This is a genomic window from Burkholderia sp. AU4i, from assembly GCF_000466765.1.
Lineage (GTDB): Bacteria > Pseudomonadota > Gammaproteobacteria > Burkholderiales > Burkholderiaceae > Burkholderia > Burkholderia cepacia.
In genome coordinates, this window is the sequence record NZ_ASSI01000038.1 from 25,695 (window position 1) to 48,363 (window position 22,669).

Annotated in this window: 17 protein-coding genes and 2 pseudogenes; 8 read left to right on the forward strand and 11 right to left on the reverse strand. The window is 62.4% G+C overall.

The window, feature by feature from the left end; genetic code table 11:
• Positions 1–73: 73 nt before the first annotated feature.
• Together L810_RS07365 and L810_RS07370 are read right to left on the reverse strand one after the other, a co-directional pair.
• Positions 74–1,399 (reverse strand): MFS transporter, encoded by a 1,326-nt coding sequence (locus L810_RS07365; RefSeq protein ID WP_042973687.1) that lies wholly within the window; start codon positions 1,397–1,399, stop codon positions 74–76.
• 45 nt (positions 1,400–1,444) lie between these two features.
• Positions 1,445–1,837 (reverse strand): 5-carboxymethyl-2-hydroxymuconate Delta-isomerase, encoded by a 393-nt coding sequence (locus L810_RS07370; RefSeq protein ID WP_021157729.1) that lies wholly within the window; start codon positions 1,835–1,837, stop codon positions 1,445–1,447.
• A gap of 98 nt (positions 1,838–1,935) precedes the next feature.
• Between L810_RS07370 and L810_RS07375 the strand changes: the two genes are divergently transcribed.
• Positions 1,936–2,898: a LysR substrate-binding domain-containing protein gene (locus L810_RS07375; protein ID WP_021157730.1), complete on the forward strand. Its 963-nt coding sequence runs from the start codon at positions 1,936–1,938 to the stop codon at positions 2,896–2,898.
• Positions 2,899–3,100: 202 nt separating this feature from the next.
• On the opposite strand, the gene L810_RS07380 is transcribed toward L810_RS07375, so the two are convergent.
• The 3 genes and pseudogenes from L810_RS07380 to L810_RS07385 all read right to left on the reverse strand — a co-directional run bounded on the left by L810_RS07380 (position 3,101) and on the right by L810_RS07385 (position 4,416).
• Positions 3,101–3,811 (reverse strand): SDR family oxidoreductase, encoded by a 711-nt coding sequence (locus tag L810_RS07380; RefSeq protein ID WP_042973661.1) that lies wholly within the window; start codon positions 3,809–3,811, stop codon positions 3,101–3,103.
• Between the two features lie 20 nt (positions 3,812–3,831).
• Positions 3,832–3,993, reverse strand: a pseudogene (locus L810_RS44805) (oxidoreductase); the annotation flags it as partial.
• An 18-nt stretch (positions 3,994–4,011) separates the two neighbouring features.
• Positions 4,012–4,416 carry a hypothetical protein gene (locus tag L810_RS07385; protein WP_021157732.1) on the reverse strand — a complete coding sequence of 135 codons (405 nt, stop codon included), beginning with the start codon at positions 4,414–4,416 and terminating at the stop codon, positions 4,012–4,014.
• Positions 4,417–4,760: 344 nt separating this feature from the next.
• Here L810_RS07385 and L810_RS07390 point away from each other — a divergent pair.
• Positions 4,761–5,000: pseudogene (locus tag L810_RS07390) on the forward strand (IS5/IS1182 family transposase); the annotation flags it as partial.
• Positions 5,001–5,157: 157 nt separating this feature from the next.
• On the opposite strand, the gene L810_RS07395 reads toward L810_RS07390, so the two are convergent.
• Positions 5,158–6,567 (reverse strand): alpha/beta hydrolase domain-containing protein, encoded by a 1,410-nt coding sequence (locus L810_RS07395; RefSeq protein WP_021157734.1) that lies wholly within the window; start codon positions 6,565–6,567, stop codon positions 5,158–5,160.
• A 691-nt stretch (positions 6,568–7,258) separates the two neighbouring features.
• Between L810_RS07395 and L810_RS07400 the strand changes: the two genes are divergently transcribed.
• Together L810_RS07400 and L810_RS07405 are read left to right on the forward strand one after the other, a co-directional pair.
• The gene (locus tag L810_RS07400) at positions 7,259–8,566 is read left to right on the forward strand and encodes a hypothetical protein (protein WP_021157735.1); all 1,308 of its coding nucleotides are present in this window, start codon (positions 7,259–7,261) and stop codon (positions 8,564–8,566) included.
• Between the two features lie 256 nt (positions 8,567–8,822).
• Positions 8,823–9,776: a helix-turn-helix domain-containing protein gene (locus L810_RS07405; protein WP_021157736.1), complete on the forward strand. Its 954-nt coding sequence runs from the start codon at positions 8,823–8,825 to the stop codon at positions 9,774–9,776.
• 207 nt (positions 9,777–9,983) lie between these two features.
• Here the strand turns inward: L810_RS07405 and L810_RS07410 are convergent, their stop codons facing one another.
• The 5 genes from L810_RS07410 to L810_RS07430 form a co-directional block, all read right to left on the reverse strand.
• A complete protein-coding gene (locus L810_RS07410) occupies positions 9,984–11,240 on the reverse strand; it encodes an NAD(P)/FAD-dependent oxidoreductase (protein ID WP_021157737.1) in 1,257 nt (418 codons plus the stop codon).
• A gap of 407 nt (positions 11,241–11,647) precedes the next feature.
• Entirely contained in the window at positions 11,648–12,001 is a 354-nt protein-coding gene (locus L810_RS07415) for a 2Fe-2S iron-sulfur cluster-binding protein (protein WP_021157738.1), read from the reverse strand.
• Positions 12,002–12,063: 62 nt separating this feature from the next.
• Positions 12,064–13,065, reverse strand: a complete 1,002-nt coding sequence (locus L810_RS07420) for a sterol desaturase family protein (RefSeq protein WP_051392171.1) — start codon at positions 13,063–13,065, stop codon at positions 12,064–12,066.
• 547 nt (positions 13,066–13,612) lie between these two features.
• On the reverse strand, positions 13,613–14,911 hold the full coding sequence (locus L810_RS07425; RefSeq protein ID WP_155836131.1) for a hypothetical protein: 1,299 nt from the start codon (positions 14,909–14,911) through the stop codon (positions 13,613–13,615).
• Positions 14,905–16,272, reverse strand: a complete 1,368-nt coding sequence (locus L810_RS07430) for an MFS transporter (protein ID WP_257008806.1) — start codon at positions 16,270–16,272, stop codon at positions 14,905–14,907. The genes L810_RS07425 and L810_RS07430 overlap by 7 nt, the downstream gene beginning before the upstream one ends.
• A 532-nt stretch (positions 16,273–16,804) precedes the next feature.
• On the opposite strand from L810_RS07430, the gene L810_RS07435 reads away from it, so the two are divergent.
• The 4 genes from L810_RS07435 to L810_RS07450 all read left to right on the forward strand — a co-directional run bounded on the left by L810_RS07435 (position 16,805) and on the right by L810_RS07450 (position 22,635).
• Positions 16,805–17,749 carry a helix-turn-helix domain-containing protein gene (locus L810_RS07435; RefSeq protein WP_042973695.1) on the forward strand — a complete coding sequence of 315 codons (945 nt, stop codon included), beginning with the start codon at positions 16,805–16,807 and terminating at the stop codon, positions 17,747–17,749.
• A gap of 296 nt (positions 17,750–18,045) precedes the next feature.
• Positions 18,046–19,485 carry an APC family permease gene (locus tag L810_RS07440; RefSeq protein WP_021157743.1) on the forward strand — a complete coding sequence of 480 codons (1,440 nt, stop codon included), beginning with the start codon at positions 18,046–18,048 and terminating at the stop codon, positions 19,483–19,485.
• A 275-nt stretch (positions 19,486–19,760) separates the two neighbouring features.
• On the forward strand, positions 19,761–21,206 hold the full coding sequence (locus L810_RS07445; RefSeq protein WP_021157744.1) for an aldehyde dehydrogenase family protein: 1,446 nt from the start codon (positions 19,761–19,763) through the stop codon (positions 21,204–21,206).
• 64 nt (positions 21,207–21,270) lie between these two features.
• Positions 21,271–22,635: an aspartate aminotransferase family protein gene (locus L810_RS07450; RefSeq protein WP_021157746.1), complete on the forward strand. Its 1,365-nt coding sequence runs from the start codon at positions 21,271–21,273 to the stop codon at positions 22,633–22,635.
• Positions 22,636–22,669: the final 34 nt, after the last annotated feature.

Sequence of the window (22,669 nt, forward strand, 5' to 3'; positions counted from 1 at the left end):
AATAGACTTTCAATCCAGACCAAAAAATTCGGATCTCACCGAGACAGGTCAGGCAAACTCGGCATGCGTCTCTTCAATGCCTCGCCACCCGCCGGTAAATCGCGGTGAGTAACGCCGCCGCCAAAGCACTCAGTGCCAGCAACAGGGTCGGCCCGATCGCATCGTGATGACGGTCTTTCAACCACCCGAACGCGATTGGTCCGGCGAAGCCCGCAAGGTTTCCGAAACAATTGATCGTCGCAATCCCCGCCGCCGCGGCCGTGCCGGTCAATCGCATGGTCGGCAGATGCCAGAACAGAGGCAATGCGGTCAGCGTGCCCGCGGCGGCGAGTGAAAGCCCCGCGATCACTGCCGGCAGAGCACCGCTGAACGATGCGCTCAAAATGAAACCGACCGATGCCACACCGGCGCCGCCTGCGACATAGGCCGCCCAGTTACCCGCACGGTCCGCGCTACGTGCGCCGACATTCATCGCCAGCACCGCGATCAAATACGGAATCGCACTGCAAACGCCGATCCATGACAGTTTCGTCAGACCCGTGTCCTTCACGAGCGTCGGAAGCCAGAAGCCGATTCCGTACAGACCGACGAGAAGCAGGAAATAAATCGTCGTCAGCAACACCATCTCCGATGCCGACAACCTGGATGCGCGCTGCGTCTCCCCGGCACGACCTGCATTGACATCGAGGCCTCGCAACACCGCATCCGCCTCTTCCGGCGATAGCCAGCGGGCATCGTTCGGGCGGCTCGGTAGCAGATAATGCACGGCGAGACCCACGACGACCGTCGGCAAGCCTTCAATTACAAACGTCCATTGCCATCCGGACAGCGCCGCGAATCCGTCGAGATTCGTCATGATCCAACCCGACAGCATGTTGCCGACAATGCCTGCGACCGCCGTCGCGCTCATGAACAACGTCGTCATCCGGCCGCGCCGATGAGCAGGAAACCAGTAGGTCAGGTACAGCACGATGCCAGGGAAAAACCCGGCCTCCGCTACGCCGAGGATCAACCGCTGCAGATAGAAAGTGGCGGGAGAATGTACCCACGCCGCAGCGGCCGAAACGATCCCCCAGGTCACCATGATGCGGGCAATCCACACGCGCGCGCCCACACGATGCAGCATGAGGTTGCTCGGTACCTCGAACAAGAAATAGCCGACGAAGAATATGCCCGCACCGATACCGTAGACGGTGTCGCTCAATCCAAGATCACCTGCCATCTGCAGCTTCGCGGCCCCGACGTTCACCCGGTCGAGATACGCAAGAACCTGAGCCACCAGAAGCAACGGCATCAGCTTCCAACCGATGCGTCGATAGAGTGCGTCGAGATCCGCGGGCGACGCGTCTGCCGGGATTGCTTTTCGTTCGTCGGGTGTCTCACACCCGGTGCTGCGCATGATGTCCATTTCAGTCTCCATGAATTGTTGTTAGCACGTGCCACGTCATGCAGAAGCCCCCGTCCCGGCGTGGGTCCTGTCACGAACGGTCTTGATGTACGGCGCGCCGCTGAAATCGCAGACGAGTACGCAGCACTGCCAGCCGAACGCCGGCTGGATACGCTCGACGTCGTCTCGCACGACGTCGTGAATCAGTCTCCCCATTTCGTGCAGTACCGGCTCGCTCCTGGGCTTCGTCAGCAACAGCCTGACAACGATGAATTCGTTTGTCGGATCGTCTCCAGACAAGAACTGTTCGGCCGTATAGGTACGGCTCTTCAATTCGGCGAGCAAGGCATGCCCTTGTGCCGCGAGCCGTTCGTGCAACGTGCTCGTCAAGGATCGGAAATCGATCAGTCTCGCAATCCGGGGCGTGGATTCGATGATCAGGTGCGGCATGTCTTCACCTCTGTTGAAAGAATGCGTGGGTGAGAGGTTAGGATTCGGATCACCTGATGTAAATTTATGTTTTGCGTATCGATTCATTAGCCTCTGTTATGTATTCAGCCATCGATCTTCGCCTGCTGCGCAGCTTCATTGCGGTCGCACGCTCCGGCAGCGTGACCCGCGGCGCAGCCCGACTGCATCTGACTCAATCGGCACTTTCGCAGCACCTCCGTGAGCTCGCGGATCTGCTCGGCGTGACGCTGTTCGATCGGGTGGGTCGCGGCATTCTGCTCACTCAAGCGGGAGCAGACCTGTTCGCGGAAGTCGAGCCGATCCTGGAAAAACTCGACGTGACGCTTGCCAACGTCCGGAACCGCTCGCTCGAAGTTCACGGCACATTGCGCGTTGGTGCGATCGACACCTACGCAAGATCGCTCGTGATACCGACGATATCGACGCTACTCGCCCGGCATTCTCAGCTGCGCGTGTCCGTTCACGAACTCCCGGCCGCGGCGATCGATCAAGGGCTGATCGAAACTGAACTGGATATCGGCGTGTCGTTCTCTCACTTGTCGAATGCGGACATCGAGCAGAGAACGTTGTTCACGGAACGGCTGGCGCTCGTCCGGCGATCTACCCGTCGCAGGGCCGGAAAGACCGTCAGCCTGCGAGAAGTTGCGCGCCAGCCGCTCGCGCTGCTGAATCGGACATTCGCCATGCGCGGGCAAATCGACGCCGCATGTGCAAATGCAAACATTGCGCTGGACGTTCGCGTGGAGGCTGCCAATGTCGATTCGCTGATACGGCTCGTCGAGCATGCCGACTACGCAACAATCGCGAGCCCGCTGGCAGTGCAGGCCGGCTCGCGAATCGAAACGACGACTATCTCGGACGACGGCCTGGCGCGCATCGCTGCGTTGCGCTGGCGCCGCGGCAGGACCTTTACCCCCGCCATGGAACGTTTTGAAGAAGCGATGTTGCAAACGATCCGTTCGTCCGGCCTGGAAACGCCAGGCGGCGATTCGGTACGCATGTCGGAGCCGTCCCGCCGTCCGCGTATTCGACAGCGCTGACGGCGTCCTGAACACGCCTGCTGCGTAGGCGGAACGGCTGTGCAGGAGGCGGATACTCCCCTTCGCCCCAACTCCGGGCGTGCGTGAGCGATTCGCGAAGGAATTCCGCGAAAACGCGGACGCGCGGTACCAGCTGAAGCTACGGGAACTGACTGACTATCGGTACGATCCGCGCGCGCCCGGGTTGTCCCAGCGCAGGGTGCTACGCGATCGCGCCACCACCGTCTACCAGCACCGTCGAACCCGTCGCATAAGGAGTCGACGCGAGATAGAGCACGGCGTTCGCGACGTCCTCGGGTTGTCCAACTCGCCCGGCCGGCAATCGCGCCGCGGCGCCTTCGTACATCCGGTCGCGCGCTTCCGCATCGATCTTCGACCAGAGAGGTGTCGCAATCAGGCCCGGGGATACCGTGTTGACACGTACCGGTGCAAGTTCGAGCGCAAGGCCTCTCGCCAACGATTCAAGCGCTGCGTTGATCGCGCCTTGCAAGACCGAATTCTTGCTCGGCCGCACGCTCAGAAAGCCCGACACAAACGTCAGGGAACCGCCTTGCCGAATGCGGACGGCCCGTGCGATGCGATACGCTCCCCAGAACTTGCTGTCCATCGCCGCATAGGCGTCATCAAGCTCCAGACCACGCACCGGCCCCGTGGCTGTCTGGGCGGCCGATACGACAACGTGGTCGAATTCGCCCGCCGAATCGAGAAATGCACGTACGCTCGCGTCGTCGGTAATGTCCATCACGCCGGTGCTCACGCCATAACCGATCCTGTCTTTGCTCGCCGCCAGCCTGGCCGCATCGCGCGATGCAATCGTCACTGTCGCTCCGGCCTCCGCAAATGCACGTGCGGTCGCTTCACCTATCCCGGAGCTTCCGCCAATCACCAACACCCTTTGATCATCGAGTTTCATCGCCCGTTTCCTCCGTTAAGAATCTGTCCTTCGAACGCCACCGCCGATGGCACTACCGGCAACGCACCATCGTGGAACGCCGGGTGCGACATCCTGCCTGCATGCCAAAGCTGTAAAAAGATGCGCCCGCCCTCTGCATGCACCGCTTCTGTCACATTACGCCAGCCTTCGATCTGCGCGTCACAGTCCGACATACCGATTCAAGCATTCTTGATGTCGCCTTGATCATTGGTTGCGAGTGTCGTCACGAACTCGACGCAAACGCCCGGAGCAATAGACACGAACAGCTGTCGCTCGTTGGACAACGGCACGTCGCTCAATGTGTAGTCGATCCGTCTGGTGGTCAGCCGCTCGATCAACGCCTCCCATTCGCGGCGCGCGTCGATGCGCAGCGCAATATGATCGATACGCGGTGTGCTACGACCTTTCTGCGCAGGAAGCGTCGCGCGCGTAACGTGAATCATCGGGTGACGATCGAGGTACAACCAATAGCCGTCCACGCTGAACGGCGGTCGGGGCCCGGTGTCGAGACCAACAACCTCATCGAAAAAGCAACGGGTGCCGTCGATATCATCGGTAACGATGGTGGCGTGGTCGAAATGCATGGCTCATGCCTGTACGAGGGTGCGATGTCGTATTTTGTTGCCCCCGGTCGATCTTGATAATTGGCTTTGCGATTGAATGATTTTCAACGATGACAAGAAGATGGGAAGTGCATGTTTCCACGCTCCCGATCAGCCTGGTCAGTGGCCGGGAAGATACGGGAAGGTCAACGGAAAATGAAAACGGGTGCAGACCATGGTCTGCACCCGTTACGTCCCTTCCGCATCCCGGTATACCCCGTCACGAATCGGTGGTGACTGTAGCGCGACTCCGTCACTGGATCGGCTGCGACGATCAAGCCGGGATTGCTCGTCCCGGTGTGATTCGCGACCTCGATCAGACTTCTCAAGGTGCCTGCACGATCGACGGCCGCACCTCGCGACACGCCGGTAATGGCATCAGCCAAGTGATTCGCAAGCGCATCGAAGAGCACTTTGGCTGGTGCAAGACCGTCGGCCGGATTTGGCAGTCCGCGTATCGCGGCATCAAACGGGTCGACCAGCACTTCAAGCTGACGATGCTGGCGAGCAACCTAACTCGAATAGCTCGAATACTGGAAGCGATGCCGCTGGGAGTGGCACGATGAGCCGCCCAGGCGCAGCCGTTGCGCGGCAACGCGTCGGTCGGCCCGCTGACAAGCGGGGCATCCGGCACGATCCGCCAGCGACTCAACGGCCAATTGCATACGAAACCCATTTAAGTAGCGCCTCGGTCGTCACAACGAGGCGTTTTTCAACAGCCTGCTAGAAGTCCCCGGGTTGCGCAATCGGCCGAAGCGTAGCAGCATCGTCCGGCAGGAGATAACGCTCCTTGATCGACTTTTCTTTCGCCGCCTCGAATTCCTGCTCGTAGTTCTGGTAGTTTCCGTACAACTTTCTCATCTTGCTTTTCGAATACGGAATCTTCGTGTCGTAGATCAAACCGCAACCCGTTTCCTGGTCGGTCATGTAGGTCGCGGACGGCACCTGAATCCAGGGTGGACGGACTCCTCCCTCCATGTTTCCAGTTACCAGATCGCGCACCACGGCCTTTCCGTTGCGGACGACCCTCGGCGCCTTCGGCATGGTCTCGCCGTTCCGCACCCATCTATCCATCCCGTCAAGGATTGCCGATACGATGTCCTCCACCGGCTCGTCATAGAGCGTTCGGCAACGCGGATCGTTACCCTTGCCGATATCGGCGGCCACCCACTCCTTCTCACCCGTGCCGAGATCGGCCTTTCGCAAGTGCGGCATGCCCGTGACTTCGTAATAACGAAGCTTGGGGCTGTCGGTGTCCGGCGGCAGCGGAATACCGGCGAGCACATCGTGCATCAATTCGGATTCGCTGAAGACCGTCACGAACGGTGCGTCGTCCGGCATCTTGCGCGGCACGCGAATGGATTCGCCCCCCACCTCGCCATAGGCCATGCGCCCCGCCATGTACGCGTCGATCAAAGGACGACCGTCAGGCATCCGCCATTGCTGGTGACGCCCCTGGTCGAGATAGTCCATCCATACTTGCGCCGTCACGGCCCAACTATCGACATAGACCCGCCGAACCTTCAGTGGCGCGAGCGGACTTTGCGGCGTATCGGACTTCAGCATCAGCGCCAATTGCGCACCGATGCCTTGCGATTGCGGAATGAACGGGTCCGGCACGTTGCCCAGCACGAAATGCTCGGGATCGTAATACACGCCCAGCGGCGCATAACGCGCGTAGTCGAAGCGACGCATGAAGTCGAAATTGACGATGTTTCCATACAACGCGATCTGGTCCGCCTGCTCCTTCGGCGTGTCCGATATGAACTTCGGATCGACCGCCGGCTTGTTGCTATTGAGCGTGTATCCCACGTAGGCGTATCCGCGACTCAGCAGATATTTCCGGGTAAGGATCCAGCCGGCGCCGCGCTCTCCGAACCAGCTGAACGGCTCGATTATCACGGTTCCATTGAAGCGGGCCGGGTCGATCGGTGCGCGGACGAGAATCCGTGTCAGGTACGGCGCCTGGAACATCGTCTTCCCCGTCGCGGTAATGACCGGGGCGATACCGGATAGATAGTATTCCTTCTCGGTGTACCCGTATCTGGCCAGATCGATATATTCGGTTCCAGGGCGGGAAGCCGACGACAGAGGCAGCTTACCGGAGGGTGGAACTTCGACGACGGTGGGCATTTGCGGGACCTCCGCGCGAACCGGTGCGGCCGTACCTGCCACGATCCAAACTCCCATCAAGACAACGTATCGGGTTTTCTCTATCAGACGGTGCATGTGAATGTTTCCACTGTTGATGAGCCTGGTCACTGCGCGAAACACGTGCCCCACGGCGTCGCTTCACGAATGTCTTTCGGGCATCCCGCGCCACGCTTCGACGAAAGCGCCACCCTTCCGTTTTCGGCATCTCGTATTCGCTGATGAGCGGTACACCCGCGCGGGCTTTTCCTTCATGCGGCGCGGTGCCTCCGCGATTCCAGTTCGCCCTGCCGCCATCCCGCTGCACGGTCGACCAGGGAAACACACCCGTCGGCAGCTCGACGCAAGTCATTAAACAGCGTCTCCAGACAGCGGTTTATCCAGAAATGGCAACTCCATACGGAACCGGGGGAATACCCTCGCGAAAGGAAACCGCCAACGGCAACGGCTCGATTGCGCCGCCACGTTTCGCATCGCCGCCTGCACCCGACCCTCGTACTTTGTGCTGATTTGGGCTACCACCTCACGGCATCGCGACTGAACACTCGAACCCGCGATTCGTGGTGCTCGTGACGACTTCAATGACGCGCCATCTCCCGTAGACAGCGCGCTCTGCGCAGGGCACACCGCGTGCAGAAAAACTCCAGCGCGCCGCACATTTCAGGACAATTTCATGTATTCCGTTATCCGAATTTTGTTTCCGGCGCTGATCGTCATCGGCACATTTCCGTCGCCTGCAAGCGCATACGAGTTCTACAACGACGGGAGCACGAACATCGACGCGAATCTGAGCGTGGGCTACGGGTTCTTCAGTGTCCAGCGCAGTTATATCGACCGTCCGGGCGCAACCCGATGGCAGGAAGGCTATCTGAAGTATGGCTTGAGCGGCGGCACGGCGATCCCCGGCGCAGGGTCGATCTACGGGGCCGTGAGTCTTCTCGGCTCCGCCACGTGGGGCGACGGCGACCCCGGCGGCTTTACGACCGGCCGCGAACGCCGCAACGCGCTCGAGGACGCCTACCTCGGCTGGAAATCCGGCGACTCGATTCCTGCATTGGGAAAGGACGGCATCGATATTTCCGCCGGCAGCCAGTACGTCAACGTGGGCTCCGGTTTCCTGATCAAAGGAGACAAAGTCAGTGCCGGCAGAGCTGTGGACGACGGCCGCTACGATCGCGGCGGCGCTTACTATCTGGCATCGCGCGTGGCTTTCTCGCGAACCGCAGTGCTGCGACTGGGCGGCGACACCGGATGGCATGGAAGCGCAATCTGGCTCAAATCGAACAATCATCTGCAAGCCGATACCGAGCTGGCCGTAGGCACCCTGGACTATACGGGCCGGCCGGGAACGCTCGGGTTCACCTTTGTCCATGGCATCAGCATCGACAAGCGATATGTCAGTACCCCAAGCCGCCTCGATCGCCCGGGGATGAACACGTACAGCATTCGAGGCGACGGTGACGCCGGGATCCCCAATACGCACTTCGCGTTCGAATATGCATACCAAACCAAACGATCCGGCAACGACAACGGGTGGTACGCCGAAGCCGGATATACGTTCCGGAATGTCCGGTGGCAGCCGTCGTTGAGCTATCGCTACACGCGTTATTCGAAGGATTTCGACTCGCTGTTCCAGGGTGGATTCGGCGATCGCTACCAGGGTGAAATCGCATCCAACTATTCGTTTTCATACAACTTCAATACGCGCATCCATGACGTCGGGCTCACAGTCCACCCGTCCGAAAAATTTACCGTGACCCTGATGTATTTCAACTTCCGGACGTTGTCCAATCGCTCGACCCTCGATCTCGACGCGTCCGAGCTGACACTCTATCTGGATTGGGCTCTGACCAAGCATCTCCAGTTTTCCCCGAACTTCGGTGTCTACAAACCGAGAAAATACGCTGCAAACGGCGGAAACCAGACCGGCAGCGCGGCCGCAAACTTCTATGCCAACCTGATGATCGTCGCGAATTTCTAGCGCAATCTTCGATCACCCCGCCGCACATCGCATCGCCGACATCTGACTTCGTGGCAGTCGCAACTGCTTACGGCGCCTCGACACGCCGAACTTGACGGAGTCATCGGACCGGCGGACGGGCTCGCGCGTCCCGGCTCGACATCCGCGGGTTTCCCCCGCTGGGATAACACACGATTTGTTCGCAGAATTTCTCCTGCCCAAAAAACGATCAGTCGCCTTACGCACGTCCTTCGCCGCCCCGTCGAGGTTTCCTGTCATGAAGAGCATCGACCGATTTGATGACGTGAATGCCCACGCCGCGTCGATCAAGCACTGGAATCAAACCTACAGCCAGATATCGGCGGGTTCGCTCGAAAGCTCGCTGATGCAACTTGCGAGCGCGCGCTGCCACCTTTTCCGGGAACGGATAAACCAGCGCGTCGTTCAACACGGCGAAGCTCCGTCGGGAAAGATTTGCTTCGCCATACCGATTTCGGCGTCCGGACCGGTCGTCATGCAAGGCCGCAAGGCAGACTGCAACAGCGTTCTCTTCCTGCGTAGCGGCGAGGAGTTCATGTTTCATATGCCAACGGGCATGGACATGCTGTCGATCAACTTCGATCGCGATATGTTCGAATCGGCACTATCGACCGTTGCGAACGCCCACGCGATCAACACGCTCCTCAAGCAACCCGTCATCACGTTGCCCAGACAGCGCCTGAACGCGTGCCGCCGTCGCCTGCTTGCGATATTTTCCGAGGCGTTCGTCGACGACGAAGGCGGCACCATCCAGCACGACGAAGGCGCGTTCGAGCAATTCGTTCTTCATGAAATGATTCGACTGATCAGCAGCCCGGATTGCAATCTACGCCAACGCAACGGCAGTTCCACCCAAAGTTTCATCGTCGAGAAATGTCATCACCTGACCATGTCCGAGAGCGTCAAGGTTCCCAGCGTGATAGAGCTGTGCCGGCAACTGCAGGTCAGCCGGCGTACCGTGCAGAACAGCTTTCGATCCGTGACCGGAACGACGCCGTTGAATTACCTTCGGTCCGTGCGGCTCAACGGCGTGCGTCGAAGCCTGATGTCGACGCATCCATCCAAACTCCTGATCGGTGACGCCGCCGCCCGATGGGGATTCTTCCACTTGAGCCATTTCGCCGAGGACTACCTGGCACTCTTCGGCGAGCTGCCTTCGCATACCAAAAGACCGGTTCGGAACGACGGATAGAAGACGGACGAGCCGGCGCGGTCCGATCACCGAGCCCGACCGCGATGCAGGGTGCCTCGCACCCATTCCGACGGCTGCGGCCACCACCCTGCGCGTCATCTTCCGCGACCGAATCCGCTGCCGGAGCGCACGCGGATTCACGTGATGGCCGACATACGACCGGTGACTCGCGTGCGCGAGGCGCCTGGTGTACCCCGAAAATGACGGTCAATTCACCTGTCCGGCGTCGATCATGGATCTGAGATCCGCGGTCGGGTCGGCCAGCGTCGCAGCGGGAATACGCGATCGCTGGGCGATCAGCTTGCGCGCCAGCACGTGGTCCGACGGCCGGTTCACGGAATGCGCAGCCGCCATCGCACCGTCGTGCAGGTAGAACACCGTAAAGCGATCGCTGGCGGGTGCACCGCGCAACACCACCTGGTCTCCGGACGATGGCAGACCGGCCATCTGGAATCTCAGGTCGTGCTGCTCGCTCCAGAACCATGGTACGGCCGAAAGCGGTTGAGGCCGACCGACCAGCACCGAGGCCGCGGCGCGCGCGCCGTCGCTGGCGGCCTGGATAGATTCAAACCGCATTCTGGCCGGACTACCCGGGAAAGGCGGCTGCGTCATGTTGGCCACGTCGCCGACGGCCAGTATGTTCCGCACCGAGGTGCGGCCCAACGCATCGACAAGGATGCCGTCGTCGCAGGCGATGCCGGCGGCATCGGCAAGCTCCGTGTTCGGCAATACGCCGATCCCTGTTACGACCAAGTCGCAATCCAACGTGCGGCCATCGTCGAACTGGACTGCCTCGACGCTACCCTGACGGCCCAGCAGCGCCCGTACGCTGCGGCCCAGTTCCAGCGAGACGCCGCGCCGGCGGTGCGCATGCGCGACATAGTCCGACATGAACGCCGGGAAGGCGCGCGCGAGGAGGCGAGTCTGGCTCTCGACCACGGTAACCCGCGTTCCAGCCGAGCTCAGCGCGGCCGCGACCTCCAGACCAATAAACCCGCCGCCAACGATGCACGCGCTCGAGCAACGGCCAAGCCTGCGCTGCACCGCCAGCGCATCGTCGAGCGTGCGCAGTTGATGCACGCCCTGAAGCTCAGCACCGGGAACCGGAAGCGGGCGGCAGCGCGCGCCCGTCGCGAGTGCAAGCCAGCCGTATTCGAGATGCTCGCCGTCCGCCAGCCGCACGCGGCGCGCGGCCAGATCCAGCGCTGTAGCGCGCTGCCCCACGCGCAGATCGATGCATTGTTCAGTATAGAAATCCGGGCTGCGCAGCGCGAGCTGGCTCATGCCGGTCTTGCCCGTGAGCAGGCCCGTGGAAAGAGGCGGGCGCTGGTAGGGTGCGTGCGGCTCGTCTCCGATCAGGACGATAGGTCCATCGAATCCCAGTTCGCGCGCAGCCGCGGCGAGTTGAGTTCCGGCATACGAGGCACCGACGATAACGAGCGGCGCTTTTTGTGAGGATGTCAAAGTTGTCTCCCGAGGAAACGCCCTGGCAATCCACGGGTTTGAACCGGATCGGCGCACGGCGTGCGGCGTGCGCACCGGAACCGGCTGTCGAGGACGACGTTCGCCGGCAAACCGTCGCTTCGACAATCGCGCAGCCGGAACGATGTTCGACGAGGTGGATCACTTGCCGGGCAGTACGGACTCCGAATGCGTTGAAGAGGATGACGAGCGTGTCTCGCCGACAGGCAATCGGAGACGCCCACACGAGCGCGTCTCCGATCGCCGAACCGGCCGCGGCACCCGTCGATGCACAACGCGCACGAACGGGCACGAAACACGAAGATTCGCATGCGCGCCCCGGTTCATCGCCGTCGTACTCCGTCGAAGTACGCGCGCCGAGCCGTCAGGAAGAGGCTCGGGATAGCCGCCTAGCCTTGCTTCTCGGGCATTCTCAGCACCAGGCCGTGCAATTCTCGTGTCAACTTGATCTGACAAGCGAGCCTGCTGTTCTCCTGCGTTGCACCCAACGGCTCGAGGAGGGCAAGCTCGATCGCCGGATCGGCTTTGCCGGTCACGCCGAGCCAGGGTTCGTCGACATAGACATGGCAAGTCGCACACGAGGCCTGGCCGCCGCAAAAGCCGTCGATACCCGGCACTCCATTTTCCAGTGCGGTCTCCATTGCATTGGCGCCGTCCGGCGCGACCACGACGTGCTCGTCGCCATTCGCTTCGATATAGGTAACTTTTGGCATATTCAAGAAAGGTGATTTTTTAACGAGCACGCGCGACTCTGTTCGATATCGAGTCGTGCGTGCGGCCTGGATATCCGCCCGTCGGCGAAAACTCACTCGTGGGTCGGCGTCACGGTATCCTGGCGAGCGCCGATTTGAAGCAAACCCTGCCAGAACGAAACGAATGGCTCGAGATAGAAGCCTCGCAGGGTTTTGTGAGGATTTTTTTCCCCAAACTCCACTTCATTCAGCCCCCAGCGCCATGTTTCGTTCTTTTTCGGCAGATAAAGGGTTCCGAACATCCAGTCCCATACCGTCAAAATCACCCCGTAGTTTTTATCTCGATGCGGCAGCTCGATGCTGTGATGGAGGTTATGCATGACAGGCGCGAGCACGATACGATTCACCCAGTTTCCGTACGAAACGTGCACGTGTACGTGAGACATCGTGTCGACGACAAAAAAAGAAACGTACACCTGAATTCCGATCACGGTCACGGTTCCCGGATTGACAGCGGTTCCGGTGGCGTAAAGCAGCAAGCCCAGCATCACGCCGGCGAAAAACGACGGAATCGTGTTCAGAAAAAAGAATTCAACCGGGTGTTGACGAAAGAGCGTCCATGGCGTCAGCGTTTCGGCCGTATGGTGCGGCTTGTGCAGTGGCCACAGGACGGGAACCTCATGACACCAGCGGTGCACCCAGTAGCCGGAAAAATCCAGAGCCAGAAAATAGATAGCGAACTGAACCGCAACCATTTTCCAGTCCGTGTGCATCAGAGGCGCTCTCGCCCCGAAATACGTCGCCAGAAAACCCGCCAGATTGTCCGCCACCGATATCGCATTGATTGCGACGAATACAGAAAGTGGAAAACCGATCGCCAGAAGAATAATGCCGTTCCATCGGTCGACGCGAGCCGACGCGTGATCGTACTGGTCCTTCGGAAATACGGACCTCACCACCGCCCGTAACGTCACCGGCTCTCGTTCTTTTCTTGCCAGGAACGCGACCCATGCAACTACCACGAAATAAATCGGAAGACCCCATGCCCACTGCCGCAGCATTCCGATGGTCGGGTCATAAAAGTCAGCAACCGAGCTCCATATCTCATTTAGCATCTTCGTCTCCGGGATTGCATATTGTCACGAGCCAGGGCAGGGCCGCGAGTCGCGCACGCCGCGCTTGCCAGGTACCGTCTATGCCCGCGGCCTGTTCGACGCAGAAGGAAGACGCGGCCGTCGGGATAGTGCGTTCATGGTGGTCTGCCGCCCTCCCACGGGCCAGTAACGAACGGTGGACGAACGGTTAACGAACGTTTTTTTGGTGTTTTCGCGTGACCGGACAACTGCAATTCCTGGGGTAAACCCGATTTCATCGCATCGCGGATGCCTGCGTATCGCGGGCATATCGACTCCGGCGTGCATTGCGCCCGCTCTTCTGCTCCGCTCGCTTGCGGCGCGCACCGGTTCGGCCCAGCCGAAATAACGACGTCTCGAAACGGGAGGAACGGGTGGAGAAACAGAAGACGGCGCGGTATCGGGCATTCAATCTCGATGCGGCATCGAGAGCACATCCGGATCGCCGTCGAAACAGGTGCGTTCCGCATGCTCACCACGATCTCGAGCCCGGACCGGCTCCATGGATCACCGTACGCAGCGCAACTTTTTATTTTGGTTTTGCGGGTTCGCCGGCTCCGGCTTTCTTGGGCGCAAGCTCGCTTTCTCTTACAGGCCACATCTGGCCGACCTTCAGATGGCGAACAATGACCGGCTTATTACCGACGTTCGACGGTCCGAATGTACGGACTTCATACAGTGCCTCGAACGTGTTATCGGAGCCGAGGCTCTTCGTCAGCTTGTCCAGTTCGGATTTACTCGACGCAACATGTATGGCCTCCATGAGCGCAGGATCCCTGGTGCCAGCAATAACGACGATATGATTTCCCGATGAGCCCGGAAAGCTGGCTATATATGCATAGTCGCGGCGCATAATCCCCTCGGTCGAAGGGTTGTCCCAGTCGGATTGAAACTGATTCCCGCTCGCCCGATCGACAAGCGTATCGCCGTCGTCCGACAGAGAGAAACCCGAGATATCGCAAAGCGGTTCTTTCAGGTCCGCCAGATTCCTCAGCAAACCAACATAGACGAGATCGTGAGTCCGCAACATGTTGTTGGTGAAGCGCGACATCGCGATGGATTGCAGCGACGGCAGCTCACCGGCTCGCGCGGTCGCAATGATGGGAGTAATGGCAGCCATAGCCGGCGCCACACCTTCAGGAAGGGTGTAGGTATTCAAGTCGATATATTTTTGATTCGCGCCCGAGGTCCGCAACCGGTACTGACCCAACTCATCCGCAGAGTGAATTCGGGGGTCGAGTATCAGGCGGGAAACCTCGTTGTCGGAATCCAGCTCACCGAAAACATAATCGCCGCCATAAACGACAAGAGTCGGAATATGGCTCCCCGCCAGCGCACTCCAGAGATTGGTCCCGAGGCGAGCGTCTCCGGCGGGATTGCCTGCGAACCAGTTCCAGCAAATCAGATTGAGCCCGACGAGAAGCACGGCGCCCCCTGCGAACCACATCCAGGCGCCGCGTCGCAGGCGGCGACGCGGTGCGGCACGATCGTCTGCCGCGGCCGCAGCCGGCGGAACGACGACGAGCCGATATTCCCCGCGCGGAAGGGCCAGGCGTTCACCATGCTCGTCCGGTGGCAGTTCCTCGAGTTTCTTCCGTAGCCGGTGGACATGCACCCTCACGGTCGCATCGGCGGCAAGATCCACGTCGATGGATTTGCCGAAGACCGTTTGCGCAATCTCGATTTCCTTCGGTGCGGCGTCGGCCAGCGAACGTTCGAGCAGTAATTCGAAAAGACGATTGATCTGCGACGATTTTCCGAGCACGCCACTTTTTTGAATGCGTTCCCCGTGAGCAACGAGCCGCCTTGCGTCTTTGTCCTCTAGCACGCTCGACCTCCCCGGCTTGTACGGAGACACGCCCGTTCGCTCGCCGCGCGGCGCGGCGTCAGAGTGCGCGGCACCAGGCTCGTCACCAGCACCGAACCGACCACCAGCAGCCCCGCGACCACCCCGAGCCCGGCATACGGCGCCCCCGTACGCGCAAACAGGAGGCCGACCAGCCACGAACTGAAGGCGCCGCCGAGCGAACCCAGCATGCTGATCACCGCGATGCCCGCCGCCGCCGCGCGACCGGTCAGTTGTGCAGCCGGAATCGTCCAGAAAACGATCGGCACGGTGAACGCGCACAGCTGCGCGGTCGCCAGCAAGGCCACGGTGATCCATACGTGGCCGACCGAGAAGCGCAGGAGCAGTAGACTGCACGCGGTGACGAGCATGCAGACCACCGTATGCCACCGGCGCTCGCCAAATCGGTCGGAACTCCATGCGATCGCCACGTTTCCGATCATCGTGAACACCGATATCAGCCCGGATAACCAGCCGATTCCGGAGACGCTCGACACCCCGGCCGACTTCAGCACCGTGGGCGACCAGAACGTCACCGTACCCATCCCGACGTAGATGCAGAAATAGATCGCGGCAAGTCCCAGCACGCGACCGTTGCCAACGATGTCGACAACGCCGACCCGGTCATGGCCGACCACGGCCGAGGCCCGCTCGGCGTCCAGATCGCGCAAGAGCGCCTGCCGGTCCAAAGACGACAGCCATGCCGCCTGTTCCGGCCGGTCGCTCAGCATCAGCGGCGCAACCAGCCCGAGCGCGATGGCCGGCAACCCCTCGATCAGAAACAGCCATTGCCATCCGCGCAACCCCATCACGCCCTGCATGTGCGCCATGATCCAGCCGGACAGCGGTCCGCCGATCATTCCAGCAACCGGAACGGCGAGCAGCAGCATGCTGTTGACACGGGCGCGCACCGCGTCCGGAAACCAGTACGACAGGTACAGGATCAGGCCCGGAAAGAAGCCGGCCTCGGCGGCGCCGAGCAGAAACCGCACCACGTACAGCGACACGCTGCCGGTCACGAACATCTGCGCCACCGTGCAAAGGCCCCACAGCACCATGATGCGCATCAGCGTGCGGCTCGCGCCGATGCGCGCCAGCACCAGATTGCTCGGCACCTCGAAGGCGGCGTAACTGATGAAGAAAATGGCCGTCGCAGAGCCGAACACGGCTTCGCTCAAGCCGAGATCCTGCAGGAACTGCAGCTTGGCGAACCCGATGTTGACGCGATCGACGAAGTTGATGACGTAGCAGACGAACAGAAACGGAATCACGCGCAGCGCGATCCGGCGGTACAAGACGGCAGGGGGTGACTCGGACATGGACCGCTCCCGGTAGGTGGACATGCATCGGCAGTCGCGTGCGTTGCTCGCGGCTGTAATCGGCGGCGCCATGCATGCGCACGGCCAGTCGAAGCGCCACGGGAGAATTATACGAATCTCATAATTCGGGATTCATTGGTAGTTAACACGAGAAAATCCGCCGGGCGTCGCCTGCACCGCATCGCCAACCTTCATTCGTCAGTTTTGTAAGAAAACATCGAAATCCTGCGGATATCCCGGTCATTTCGCCTACACTGCAAGGTATCGCGTCATATCGCACGTAAACCCCCATCATAAAAATAAATTCAATCTCATATAATGAGATTTACAAAAACAAACGGCCGCGAGCGTCACCGGGATTTTCGATCGCGTCACCCGTTGTTTTTTTCTGGATATGATCGTCGGCGGGACCGACCGCATGGCACGGCATCTTCGGAAGCCGTCCATCCGGGCGAATCCAGGCGAACCGCGCGCATCGCGCGTGCTGCCCGCGCCCGGGCAACCTGCGTCGGCCTCGGCCGGCATCGAATTTCAGACGGTATGCATCAGCCACGCCATGAATCTGCACGCTGAAACACTGTGCTTCTCGGATGTGTTCCTCCATTCCCAGGCGATCGTGAACTGGTCGCAGCACTACGACCAGATCAGTCCCGGCACCGCAACGACCACGCTGCGCCAGGTCGCCGGCCAGCGTTTCCACGTCTTTCGCGAACGCCTCAATCAGCGCGTGATGCAGCACGGCCTCGCGCCGCGCGACCGGCTCTGCTTCGCGCTGCCGATCGTCAGCGCGGTCGCGCCCGTGGTCCAGGGGCGCACCGTCGAGCGCCCGAGCCTGCTGACGCTGCGCGGCGGCGAGGAGTTCGTCGCGCATCTGCCGTGCGACACCGAGGTGCTCGCCTTCACGATCGATCGCACGCTCACGGCCGATCGCGAACTGGACGAACTCGCGAACCTGCCTGCCCGCATCCTGAAGCAGCCGGTGCTGCCGATCTCGCCAGCACGCTACGGCCATGCGCTGGACGGGCTCGAGCGCGTGCTTTGCCAGGCGCTCGACAGCGGTTCGCTCACCGCACGCGATGCATTCGACGAACGCGTGCTCGCGCACAGTGTCGTCGGCATCCTGCTCGACCTCGTGCAGTCCGACGATGCCGATGCCGGCGCGCTGCCGTCGGCCTCGACGCAAAGCTACATCGTTCGCCGCAGCCAGGAAATCGCGCTCGAATGCGACGACGTGCCGACGGTGATCGATCTCTGTCACCACCTCAGAATCAGCCGCCGCACGCTGCAATACAGTTTCCAGAACGTGGTCGGCACGACGCCGACCGCCTATCTCCGCTCGATCCGGCTGAACGCCGTGCGGCGCTTCCTGATGACGACGCCCGAGACGATGCGGATCGGCGACGCGGCGGCGCAATTCGGCTTTTGCCACTTCGGGCGCTTCTCCGCGTACTACCAGCAGCATTTCCACGAGCTGCCGTCACACACGCCGCGCCTGAGCTGAGCCCGCGAACGACGCATGGTGGCGGCGCATCCGGGTAATCCCCTGCCGCCCCCGCGCATGCGGATTGCCGATAACGGACAACGCACGTGATTTAGGCACCGTAAATTTTTGTCGTCGGCCTGCTTGTGTGCGCTTCACCGCATCGAGCGGCCGTCCAAGCGCACACCTGTGTCGTCGTCGGTGGTCGGCCGTCGGCATCCCATGCCGGCTCGTCAGGATCGGCGCGCGGCACGGGAATATCGATCAGGCATGCCGGTGTCGATTCCTGACGGACGATCCGGCCAGCGGGACTACTCATGAACGAATCGTCACCCCGGTCCGAAGCGGGGCTCAGCAAGAACGCCGTCGGACTTTCACACATCGTTTTCTTCGTCGTCGCCGCGGCCGCGCCGCTCACCGCGATGGTCGGCGCGACGCCCGCGGCATTCTCGCTCGGCAACGGCCCCGGCGTGCCCGGCGTATTCGTGCTGGCGGGCGTCATGTACCTGATCTTCAGCATCGGCTATGCCGCGATGAGCCGGCACATCTCCAATGCGGGCGCGTTCTATGCGTATATCGCGAACGGGCTCGGACGCCCCGCCGGCGTGGGCGGCGCGTTCGTCGCGATCGTCGCGTACAACGCCGTGCAGATCGCGATCTACTGCATGTTCGGCTTTTTCCTGAACGACAGCATCCAGCGGCACTACGGCGTCGACGTGCCGTGGTGGGCGTTCGCGCTCGCGTGCGTCGTCGCGGTCCACGTCTGCGGCGCGCGACGCATCGAGTTCAGCGGCCGGCTGCTCGGCATGCTGATGATCGGCGAGATCGCGATCGTGATGCTGCTCGATCTCGCGATCGTCGTGCACGGCGCGAGCACCGGCGGCTTCAGCGCGAAACCGTTCAGCCCCGCGCTGGTGTTCGCACCCGGGCTCGGCACCGCGCTCGTGTTCGTGCTCGGCTCGTACATGGGCTTCGAGGCGACGGCGATCTTCTCCGAGGAGGCGCGCGACCCGAAACGTACGATTCCGCGGGCCACCTACCTGGCCGTGATCCTCATCATGGCGTTCTACGCGCTGTCGTCGTGGGCGATCGTCGAGGCGTGGGGCGAGGGGCAGATCGCCGCACAGGCGGGCCGCGATCCGGCCAATCTGTGGTTTGCCGTCAGCGGCCGGCTGCTCGGCGGCATCGCGACGGACGCGATGAACGTGCTGCTCGTCACGAGCCTCTTCGCGGCCATCCTGTCGTTCCACAACACGATCACGCGCTATTTCTACGCGATGGGCCGCGAACGCGTACTGTGGCGCAAGCTCGGTCATACGTGCCCCGTGCATCGTTGCCCGGATGTCGCCGGCAAGGTGCAGACGCTGATCGCGCTCACGGCCATCGTCGGGTCGGCGGTGTTCCGCCTCGATCCGTTCGCGGTCGTGTTCTCGTGGATGAGTGCGCTGGCCACGATCGGCATCATCGCGGTGCAGATCCTGGTGGCGGCCTCGGTAATCGCATTCTTCGCGCGCGATCGCCGGGACGCCAGCGTCGTGCACCGCCTGATCGCGCCGCTCGTCAGCGTGATCGCGCTCGGTGCATGCCTCGTGCTGGTCGTGCGCAACCTGTCCGTGCTGAGCGGATCGGATTCGACCTTCGTCGCGATGTTTCCGTATTTCCTCGTCGCCGTCGGCGCGCTCGGCATCCGCGCCGCGCTGCGGCTGAAGCGCAGCGATCCCGACCTGTACCGCGAACTCGGGCGCGCCGCCCAGTAGCCGCTGGCCAGTAGCCGCTGCCCGGACGGTGCCGCGCCGCCCCGTCGTCCCGTTACGCCCTCCCCGGGCATTTCCCGCTGCCGACGCGACTCGCAATGCGTCGCGCCGGCACGGGTATTCCCTATCCCGATCGCACAGCAACGATTGCCGATAGCGGACAAGGCGCGCGATTTCATCGACATACAGTGAAAGCGACGTCGCCGCAGCACGGTGGCAGCCGCCCTCGCCGCCGCCCCGTTCAGCCCGACGATTCGCCCCTGTGAAACATGGACACCATGATGAAAATTCAGAATCTGATCGGCGGCAGGCATTGCGATGCAGCGACCGGCCGCACTTTCGAAAAGCTGGCGCCGGCAACCGGCGACTACGTCGCCGCCGTGCCCGCATCGACCGCCGAGGACGTCGATCGCGCGGTGCGTGCCGCGCACGCCGCGCTGCACGACGACGCGTGGGCCCGCGCCGGCGGCTCGGCCCGCGCCCGCTGGCTCCTTCGGCTCGCGGAGCTGGTCGAGCGCAACGGCAATGCGCTGACGGAATTGCTGGCCGTCGAACAGGGACGCCCGCTTGCCGAGATGCGCATGATGGACCTCCCGATGTGCATCGACACGCTGCGCTACTTCGCCGGCTGGGCCGACAAGCTCGAGGGCCGCACGATTCCGACCGACGGCTTCATGGGCCGACCGACGCTCAGCTACACGCGGCGTGCACCGGTGGGCGTGGCCGGTCTGATCATTCCGTGGAACGCGCCGTTGATGATCGCCGTGTGGAAACTCGCGCCGGCGCTCGCGGCCGGCTGCCCCGTGGTCATCAAGCCGTCGGAGGACACGCCGCTGGCCGTCGCCCGGCTCGGCGAACTCGTCTGCGAAGCCGGCCTGCCCGCCGGGGTCGTCAACATCGTTCACGGCGTGGGCGCGGAAGTCGGCGCCGCGCTGGTCGCGCACCCGCTCGTGAACAAGATCAGCTTCACCGGCAGCACAGAAGTCGGCCGCGCGATCGCGACCGCGGCAGCGAAGACCTTCAAGCGCGTCACGCTCGAACTCGGCGGCAAGGCCGCGCAGATCGTGTTCGCGGATGCCGATCTCGATCGTGCGATTCCGTCGCTGATGGCCGGCATGTTCGCGAACCAGGGCCAGACGTGCGCGGCCGGCTCGCGCGTGCTCGCGCACCGCTCGATCGCGCACGCACTCGAAGAGCGGCTTGCCGAGGCGGCCCGGGCCATCCGTGTCGGTCCGCCATCGGAGCCCGGCGTGCAGATGGGCGCGCTGATCAACCCGCGTCACCTTGCGCGCGTCCGTGCGCTCGTCGACGGCGCGCTCGCCGAAGGGGCGGTCATGCTCGTCGGCGACGAACAGGTGCCGCCGCGCGGCTGCTTCATGCGACCGACGATCCTGGGCGGTGTCCATCCGGGCATGCGAATCGCCCGCGACGAAGTGTTCGGCCCGGTCGGCATGGTCATGCCGTTCGAGACCGAGGACGAGGCCGTTCGCATCGCCAACGACACGCCGTTCGGCCTCTCCGCTTCGGTGTGGACACAGGATGTCGACACCGCGCACCGCGTCGCCGAGCGGCTCGACGTCGGCGCGGTCGCAATCAATGCATGGAGCCCGATCGACGCACGCCTGCCGTGGGGCGGCACCAAGCAAAGCGGGATCGGGCGCGACCTGTCGAAGGCCGCGCTCGATGCATACCTCGAGGAAAAGATCGTCACCGCAGCCCTGTGACCCGCGGCGCACACCACGTCGCCCCCCTCTGTTCAAGCACTTCGTAAGAGAGACGAGAGACACCATGGACTATCAAAAGCGTCAAAAACGATTCTGGCATCCGATGAGCTCGGCCGCCGCCGGCCATACGACCCCCACCGTCGTCATCGCACGCGGCGACGGCAACTACGTGTACGACGTCGACGGCCACCGCATGCTCGACGGCGTCGGCGGACTGTGGAACGTCAACGTCGGCCACAACCGGCCGGAGGTGAAAAGCGCGATCGCGCAGCAGATGGACGAGCTGTCTTACTACCAGACCTTCGACGGCGTCGCCCATCCGCGCGTCTACGACCTGGCCGACCGCCTGTGCGCTATGTTCGCGCAGGAGGACATGCAACGGGTGATGTTCGGCAGCGGCGGGTCCGACGCGATCGAGACCGCGCTCAAGATGGCGCGTCAGTACTGGGTCGCCGCAGGCGAGCCGTCGCGCACGAAATTCCTGTCGCTGCGCAACGGCTATCACGGCGTACACATGGGCGGCACCTCGATCGGCGGCAACGGCGTCTACCATTACAATCACGGCCCGCTGCTGCCCGGCTGCGTGCTGCTCGACACGCCGTGGCTCTACCGCAATCCGTGGAACTGCGACGATCCGCAACAGCTCGTCGAGCACTGCATCCGGCAGCTCGAGGAAACGATCGCGTTTCACGGCCCGCAGACCATTGCCGCGTTCGTCGCCGAACCGGTGCAGGGTGCCGGCGGCCTGATCGTCCCGCCGGCCGATTACTGGCCGCGCGTGCGGGCCGTATGCGACCGCAACGGCATCCTGCTGATCGCCGACGAGGTGGTCACCGGCTTCGGCCGCACCGGCAGCCTGCTCGGCAGCCGCGGCTGGGGCGTCGCCGCCGACATCCTGTGCGTCGCCAAGGGCATTTCCGCCGGCTACGTGCCGCTCGGCGCGACACTGTACAACGGCCGGATCGCCGACGCGATCGAACATGGTGCGGGCTTCTCGCACGTGGTCATGCACGGCTATACGTACAGCGGGCATCCGCTCGCTTGCGCGGCGTCGCTTGCCGTGCTCGACATCGTCGAGGCCGAGGATCTGCCCGGTAATGCGGCGCGGGTCGGCCAGCGCCTGCTCGAGCAATTGCTGCCGCTGAAGGCCGACTTCGAGACGGTCGGCGACGTCCGCGGCAAGGGACTGATGCTGGCGCTCGATCTGGTGACCGACAAGGCCAGCCGCACGCCGCTCGATCCGGGACAGGGGTTCGCCGCCCGCGCGGCCGATGCCGCGCGCAGGCGCGGCGTCCTGGTACGGGCGATCGCGAACAAGGTCGTGATGTCGCCGCCGTTGACGCTGCGGCAGGACGAAGCCGACTTCATCGCGGTGACGCTGCGCGAAGCACTGCAGGAATGCTGCGCGGATTCGCTGGCGATCGCCTGAGCGCGCGAAATAGCCTGGCGCACGGGCCTCTCGT

Excerpts from the sequence above, each read along its gene's own strand:
- L810_RS07430 (WP_257008806.1), bottom strand. The coding sequence starts at position 16,272 with ATGTCCACCTACCGGGAGCGGTCCATGTCCGAGTCACCCCCTGCCGTC.
- L810_RS07440 (WP_021157743.1), top strand. The coding sequence starts at position 18,046 with ATGAACGAATCGTCACCCCGGTCCGAAGCGGGGCTCAGCAAGAACGCC.
- L810_RS07375 (WP_021157730.1), top strand. The coding sequence starts at position 1,936 with ATGTATTCAGCCATCGATCTTCGCCTGCTGCGCAGCTTCATTGCGGTC.
- L810_RS07370 (WP_021157729.1), bottom strand. The coding sequence starts at position 1,837 with ATGCCGCACCTGATCATCGAATCCACGCCCCGGATTGCGAGACTGATC.
- L810_RS07400 (WP_021157735.1), top strand. The coding sequence starts at position 7,259 with ATGTATTCCGTTATCCGAATTTTGTTTCCGGCGCTGATCGTCATCGGC.
- L810_RS07365 (WP_042973687.1), bottom strand. The coding sequence starts at position 1,399 with ATGCGCAGCACCGGGTGTGAGACACCCGACGAACGAAAAGCAATCCCG.
- L810_RS07405 (WP_021157736.1), top strand. The coding sequence starts at position 8,823 with ATGAAGAGCATCGACCGATTTGATGACGTGAATGCCCACGCCGCGTCG.
- L810_RS07445 (WP_021157744.1), top strand. The coding sequence starts at position 19,761 with ATGATGAAAATTCAGAATCTGATCGGCGGCAGGCATTGCGATGCAGCG.
- L810_RS07395 (WP_021157734.1), bottom strand. The coding sequence starts at position 6,567 with ATGCCCACCGTCGTCGAAGTTCCACCCTCCGGTAAGCTGCCTCTGTCG.
- L810_RS07450 (WP_021157746.1), top strand. The coding sequence starts at position 21,271 with ATGGACTATCAAAAGCGTCAAAAACGATTCTGGCATCCGATGAGCTCG.
- L810_RS07435 (WP_042973695.1), top strand. The coding sequence starts at position 16,805 with ATGAATCTGCACGCTGAAACACTGTGCTTCTCGGATGTGTTCCTCCAT.
- L810_RS07380 (WP_042973661.1), bottom strand. The coding sequence starts at position 3,811 with ATGAAACTCGATGATCAAAGGGTGTTGGTGATTGGCGGAAGCTCCGGG.
- L810_RS07420 (WP_051392171.1), bottom strand. The coding sequence starts at position 13,065 with ATGCTAAATGAGATATGGAGCTCGGTTGCTGACTTTTATGACCCGACC.
- L810_RS07385 (WP_021157732.1), bottom strand. The coding sequence starts at position 4,416 with ATGCATTTCGACCACGCCACCATCGTTACCGATGATATCGACGGCACC.